Origin of the sequence: Thauera sp. AutoDN2 (genome assembly GCF_051280715.1) — a bacterium.
Lineage (GTDB): Bacteria > Pseudomonadota > Gammaproteobacteria > Burkholderiales > Rhodocyclaceae > Thauera.
The window spans coordinates 61,984-68,534 of sequence record NZ_JBNCAR010000019.1; the positions used below are offsets into that span (position 1 = coordinate 61,984).

4 protein-coding genes and 1 pseudogene are annotated in these 6,551 nt (G+C 62.0%); 3 read left to right on the forward strand and 2 right to left on the reverse strand.

What is annotated here, in order from left to right:
* Positions 1-37 precede the first annotated feature (37 nt).
* Both ACPT9U_RS11525 and ACPT9U_RS11530 read left to right on the forward strand, forming a co-directional pair.
* Positions 38-1,607 (forward strand): annotated as a pseudogene (locus ACPT9U_RS11525) (protein adenylyltransferase SelO).
* Between the two features lie 172 nt (positions 1,608-1,779).
* Positions 1,780-2,541: a Crp/Fnr family transcriptional regulator gene (locus tag ACPT9U_RS11530; protein ID WP_418365007.1), complete on the forward strand. Its 762-nt coding sequence runs from the start codon at positions 1,780-1,782 to the stop codon at positions 2,539-2,541.
* 86 nt (positions 2,542-2,627) lie between these two features.
* Here ACPT9U_RS11530 and ACPT9U_RS11535 read toward each other — a convergent pair whose 3' ends face one another.
* Entirely contained in the window at positions 2,628-4,118 is a 1,491-nt protein-coding gene (locus ACPT9U_RS11535; RefSeq protein ID WP_418365006.1) for an MFS transporter, read from the reverse strand.
* 74 nt (positions 4,119-4,192) lie between these two features.
* The gene (locus tag ACPT9U_RS11540; protein WP_418365005.1) at positions 4,193-4,648 is read right to left on the reverse strand and encodes a universal stress protein; all 456 of its coding nucleotides are present in this window, start codon (positions 4,646-4,648) and stop codon (positions 4,193-4,195) included.
* 666 nt (positions 4,649-5,314) lie between these two features.
* On the opposite strand from ACPT9U_RS11540, the gene ACPT9U_RS11545 reads away from it, so the two are divergent.
* Positions 5,315-6,538 carry an MFS transporter gene (locus ACPT9U_RS11545; RefSeq protein WP_435751038.1) on the forward strand — a complete coding sequence of 408 codons (1,224 nt, stop codon included), beginning with the start codon at positions 5,315-5,317 and terminating at the stop codon, positions 6,536-6,538.
* The last annotated feature ends 13 nt before the right edge of the window (positions 6,539-6,551 follow it).

The following is a 6,551-nucleotide window of genomic DNA, read 5'->3' on the forward strand; positions in this document are numbered from 1 at the left end:
TGCGCCCCGCGGCGACTATATAAAAAAAGGATTCCCCATGAGAGCGCCTCGATTCGACAACCGCTTCGTGCGCGAGCTGCCCGGCGACCCGGAGGAAGGGCGGCATGTACGCCAGGTGTATGGCGCCTGCTATTCGCGTGTCGAACCCACACCGGTGCGTGCGCCGGCGCTGCTGGCGTGGTCGCCGGAGGTGGCCGGCTTGCTGGGCATCGACGATGCGGACATCCGCAGCCAGGTGTTCGCCGAGGTATTTGGTGGCAATGCGCTGCTTCCGGGCATGGAGCCCTATGCCGCATGCTATGGCGGCCACCAGTTCGGCAACTGGGCGGGCCAGCTTGGCGACGGGCGGGCGATTACGCTGGGCGAGACGATCAACCCGCAGGGCGAGCGCTGGGAGTTGCAACTCAAGGGCGCCGGCCCGACGCCGTATTCGCGCCGCGCGGACGGCCGTGCGGTGCTGCGCTCCTCCATGCGCGAGTTCCTGTGCAGTGAGGCCATGCATCACCTCGGCGTGCCGACCACGCGTGCACTCAGCCTTGTCGCCACGGGCGAACAGGTGGTGCGGGACATGTTCTATGACGGACATCCGCGCCCAGAGCCGGGCGCCGTCGTCTGCAGGGTGGCACCTTCCTTCATCCGCTTTGGCAACTTCGAGATCCTTGCTTCGCGCGGCGAGGAGGCCGTGCTGGGGCAACTGATTGACTTCACTATCGACCGTGACTTTCCCGGATTGTGCGCGGCCGAGTCGGACCCTGCGCGCCGGCGGGTGCGCTGGTTCGAGGAAGTGTGCCAGCGTACCGCGGAGTTGATCGCGCACTGGATGCGGGTCGGTTTCGTGCATGGCGTGATGAACACCGACAACATGTCCATCCTCGGCCTGACCATCGACTATGGGCCCTATGGCTGGATCGACAACTACGATCCCGACTGGACGCCGAACACGACTGACGCGGGTGGTCGCCGCTATCGCTTCGGCCATCAGGCCCGGATCGCGCACTGGAATCTGTGGCAACTCGCAAATGCCCTCCATCCGGCGATCGGTCAGGCCGAAGCGCTGGAGCAGGCGCTGGCCGCCTTTCCGGATCGGTACGATGCGGCCTATCGGCGCATGATGCAGGCCAAGCTCGGCCTTGCGCAGTGGCAGGGGCGACGATGACCGGCTGCTGGAGCAACTGCATGCAGCACTGCAGGCCGGTGAGATCGACATGACCCTGTTTTTCCGCACCCTGGCCGGGCTCGACGAGCATGCCCCGGAGAGCGGTCCGTTTGAACCGGCGTTCTACGACCCCGTACGCCGTCAGCAGAGTGCCGAGGCCCTGCAGGCTTGGCTGGTCCACTATGCCGCGCGCCTGCGACAGGAGGGGCGCCCGCAGGCGCTGCGCAAGGCGGAGATGAACGCAGTGAACCCCCTCTATGTGCCCCGAAACTATCTTGCGCAACAGGCCATCGACGCGGCCGAACAGGGGGATCTGTCCGAGTTGGAACTGCTGATGAAGGTGCTGCGTACCCCCTATCGCGAACAGCCTGGCTATGAGCGCTTTGCGGCACGCAGGCCGGACTGGGCGCGTGCGCGTGCTGGCTGCTCGATGCTCTCCTGCAGTTCCTGAGCGGGTACTGCAGGAGTCCGCCTCGCCTTGAGTAGGGTGTAGCCTAGTTCTTTCGACCTAGGCCGGCATTCGATTGGGCAATGGAAACCTGGGGCGAACGGGCTTACGATAGGAAAAAAATACGGCCCGCGATCATGTGCACTTGGCGCAGGACGTGGGTCGTCATTCATCGATGATGGCCGGCACCGATTCCAGGGGGCTGTTTCGCGTGCATTCGATAACAAAAAGAGCGTCCGTCCGGGAGGTGCTGGCGGACATGCCGATTCTGCAAGGCAGTGATCCGCGCGTGCTGGATATCCTGGCAAGCGAAGCTGCATTCGTCCGGTTCTCGCCTTCCGCCTCGATCTTCGAGCGTGGTTCGGTGCCGACCGGGATCTTCTTCGTGTGCAGTGGCGCGGTGCGCCTGATGTCGCATGGCCCGGAGGGGCGGCCGAAGGTGGTGGAGATCTTCGAGACGGGCGGAATGTTCGGCGAGATCGGGGTCTTCACCGGACACCGTTACCGGACCTGGACGCAGGCCGTGGGCACCGCGTTGCTGATCCACGTTCCCAGGGAGCGGATCCTCGAGGCGGTGGCGCTCGACGCCGCCTTGTCGAACCGCATGCTGGAGGCGGTCTGCGCGCGGATCCAGCGTCTTATCGATGCGATCAGTTGCACTGCTGCCGGAACCGCTTCGGTGCGGGTTGTGAGCTACCTGCTCGATCAGTACGACCGGCTGGAACGGCCCGAGGCGGGCGTCATCCTGCCCGCGCCCAAGAAGACCATCGCCTCGCTCCTCAATCTCACGCCCGAGACCTTCTCGCGGGTGCTGCGCAGCCTGGTCGAGGACGAGCTTCTCAGCGTGACGGGGAGGCGAATTCGTGTGCGTAACCGTTCGCAGCTGGCTCGTCTGCTCGAATGCGCTGCGGCCGAGTCACAGCCGGCCGAAGGCTGATCCGCGCGTTCCCTGCGCTGCTGAAGGACAAAAAAGAACGCCACCACATTTTGTGGTGGCGTTCTTGCGTGGCTTGAGGAGCCCGATCAGGCGCTATTGGCCTGTTGCGCTTCGAGTGCGATCTGGCGGTCGACCGACGACTCGTAGTATTCCTCGGCGAACGCTCCCTCCGGCTCCTTCAACCAGATGAAGCACACGAGCCAACTGACGAAGGCGCCGCCGGCGATGATGAAGAAGAACTGCTCGGCGGTGGTGAAGGTGAAGAGCGTGAGGTAGAACACCGCGCCCACGTTGCCGTAAGCGCCAGCCATACCGGAGATCTGTCCGGTCACACGGCGCTTGATCGACGGGATGATGCCGAAGGTGGCACCTTCGGAGCCCTGCACGAAAACCGAGCAGGCGATCGTCACGGCGACCGCGATGAACAGCGGCCAGGTTTCGTTCATCAGCCCCATCAGCACGAAGCCGACGCCGATGCCGAACATGTACGACAGCATCACGAAGCGGCGGTTACCCATACGGTCGGAGACGAGACCGCCGATCGGGCGGGCGAAGAGGTTGACAAAGGCGAAGGAGGACGCGATGAGACCGGCGGCTGCTGCCGAAAGGCCCCAGGTCTGCTCGAAGAACATCGGCAGCATCGACACCACGGCCAGTTCCGCACCGAAGTTGGCGAAATAGGTGGTGTTGAGCGCCGCGACGCTATTGAACGGGTATCGGTCGTCCTCGGGCACGCCCTGCTTGAGGATGGGCACGTTCACTCGAAGGATCTGGATGATCTGGTAGATCACGCCAAAGGCGATCAGTGCATGGAAGAGCCAGGCCGTGCCGCTGTCGATGTAGCCCATCTTTTCGACCCGCCATACGAGCACTGAGAGGATGCCCAGCAACGGAATCGTCATGATGATCAGCTTGATCATGTCCGCCCAGGTGCTGACCTCGAGTGCTGCGGTCTTGCGCGGCTTGCTGTGGGTGTTGGTGGGGCCGTCGGTGATTGCGAACCAGTAGAAGACGCCATAGACCGCCATCACGATGCCGCTCATCGCGAGCGCCCATCGCCAGCCATCATCGCCGCCGAACATGGTGAGCGCGATGGTCGGGAGCGTCATGGCTGCCGCGGCCGAGCCGAAGTTGCCCCAGCCGGCATAGAAGCCCTCGGCAAAACCGATGCTGCGCGGCTTGAACCAGAGCGCGGTCATGTGGATGCCGACGACGAAGCTGGCGCCCACGCTCGACAGCACCAGGCGCGACACCAGCAACTGCGTCTTGGTGGTGCCGAATGCGAAGAACAGGGCGGGGATGGCCATGGTGACCATCAGGATGGAGAACACACGGCGCGGACCGAAGCGGTCAAGCGCGGCGCCGACCAGGATGCGGGCCGGGATGGTGAGTGCGACGTTGCAAATTGCGAACAGCCGGATGTCGTCCTTCGTCAGCCAGTCGGCGCTGCGCAGCATGCTCGATGCCAGCGGCGCCATGTTGAACCAGACATAAAAGCAGATGAAGAAGGCAATCCAGGTCAGGTGCAGTGCCCTGATTTCGGGATTCCGGTACTTGAAGAGATCGGCTACGACCATTTTGGGGCCTCGATGCGTGATGAGGAGAAATCGTTTTCTCTGTCAGGCGCTTGTTCTTGTTTTGATGTTCCGGCTCAGCTCGGCAGGATCAGCAGTGGGCATTCCACGCGGCGGGCGAGGAATGCGCTGACGCTGCCGAAGGTCATGTAGTCGACCTCGTCGACGAAATAGGTCAGGGATTTCGCGATGAAGCCACCGTCGGGCTGATGGCTGTGGCGGGCCACGACGAGGATGTCGGGCGTGTGTTTCTTGGTGGCGGCGAGAATCATCTTGCGCGCGTCGCCTTGCGCGAACAGCGCATGCGCCTTGATGCCTTCCTTGGAGCAGAAGGCCAGGGCTTGATCCACCCCCTGGCGCAACTCCTCGGTTTCCTGGTCGAAGAACTCCAGGTTCTTGTCGGTGGAGTCGCCCGGGTTCTCCACCACGGTCACGAGGGTGATCTCGGGGGAGAGTCTGCCGAACAGGGTGACGACCTGCGCGAGGGCAAGCTTCGCATTACGTGAGTCGTCGTACGCAATCATGATCTTCATGGAACACCTCCAGTTGGCGGTCTGACCAGCCGGAGTGCGCTTGCGGACGATGACCTCGGATAGTGCTGAACACAGGCCGTGTTTCAGCCGAACCCTGGAGACGAACGATTCACTCCCCGGCATTTCGGAAATCAGTCTAGACCCCGCTCAGGAGGGTCGCCATAAGCCGGAAGGAGGGTAGGGCAATTCGAAAAAAGGCGCCTGTTAATGCGAATGGGGAATTAATGCCAATGTGCTTTCTGTGTTAGCAAATAGCTGTTTTATATTGATTTTTGATTTAGCTCAAAAAATATCCGCCAATTAATATCACGGCTTGACTAAAGAAAGTCAAGGCGTGATGTAAAAACTCGCCGAGAAAAACCATTCAATTTTTTTAGAGCTGGATTTGTTTGGTCTTTGATTTCATCTTGATTTTTATGATTGAAGTGGATCATGTTTTTGGCATGTTCTGGAATCTGAGTAGTTCCGGGGGGAGGTGGTGATACGGGGTGTGGCCTAGTTCGAAAGGTGTAGGTTGAGAGGCTGCGCCCTTTGTGCCTCCTGCTTTTGGCGAATGGTGCGCAGGCAGTTGCATGCCTATGCTTCGGACTGTTCCCGAGGGGGTCGGGTGTGCAGGAGTGGTCCGACGTGGCAACGCGCAGGTATCAGCAGCTTTCCGTGCTCATCATGAGCACGACGGCATTCACGATGTGTTTCGCGGCGTGGATGCTGTTCGCGGTGATCGGCATCCCGATCAAGGAGATGCTTGCGCTCAATGAGACCCAGTTCGGCCTGCTTGCGGCCACGCCGGTGCTGACGGGCTCACTCGTCCGACTACCGCTGGGGATGATGACCGACCGATTTGGCGGCAGGGTCGTCTTCTTCGTGCTGATGCTGTGCACGGTTCTGCCCATCTACCTGATAGGGCACGCCACGGAGTACTGGCAATTCCTGCTGGCCGGTCTGTTCGTAGGTCTGGCTGGAGGGTCGTTTTCGGTGGGGATCGCCTACTGCGCGCGCTGGTACGAGCGTGCGCAGCAGGGGTTTGCGATGGGCGTGTTCGGCGCGGGCAACTCGGGCGCCGCCGTCACGAAGCTGGTGGCGCCCACGCTGGTGGTGCTGTTCGGCTGGGCTGCGGTGCCGCAGATCTATGCTGCGGCCATGCTGATCATCGCGCTCGCGTTCTGGTTTTTCACCTATGACGATCCTTCGCATCGCGTGTCCTCGACGGTGACCTTCCGCGAGCAGCTGCGTGTGTTGAAGGATCCGCGCGTGTGGAAGTACTGCCAGTACTACTCGATCGTGTTCGGCGGCTATGTGGGCTTGTCGCTGTGGATGACCAAGTACTACGTCGCCGAGTTCGGTCTGGGGATCCAGGTGGCGGCACTGCTTGCGGCCTGCTTCTCGCTGCCAGGCGGGGTCCTGCGCGCCGTGGGCGGGTGGCTGTCGGACCGCTACGGCGCGCACAAGGTCACCTGGTGGGTGATGTGGGTGTCGTGGATCTGCCTGTTCCTGCTCTCGTACCCGCATACCGAATTCACCGTCCAGACCGTGGATGGGCCGCGAACCTTCGCGATTCATCTGAATGTCTGGGTCTTCACCGCGCTGTTGTTCGTCGTTGGCGTGGCCTTCGCCTTCGGCAAGGCCTCGGTGTTCAAGTACATCTCGGACGAGTTTCCCAAGGAGATCGGTGCAGTGTCGGGCATCGTCGGCCTGGTGGGTGGCATGGGTGGCTTCCTGCTGCCCATCATGTTCGGCGCGCTGCTCGATCTCACCGGGGTGCGCTCGAGCGCGTTCATGCTGCTCTACGGCGTGACCTGGGTGTCGCTGATCTGGATGTACTGGACCGAGGTGCGCCGCACCGATGTGCTCGAGGAGCGCGCAGGCGTCCAGCGTCCGAACCAGAGTTGATGTGATTACACAA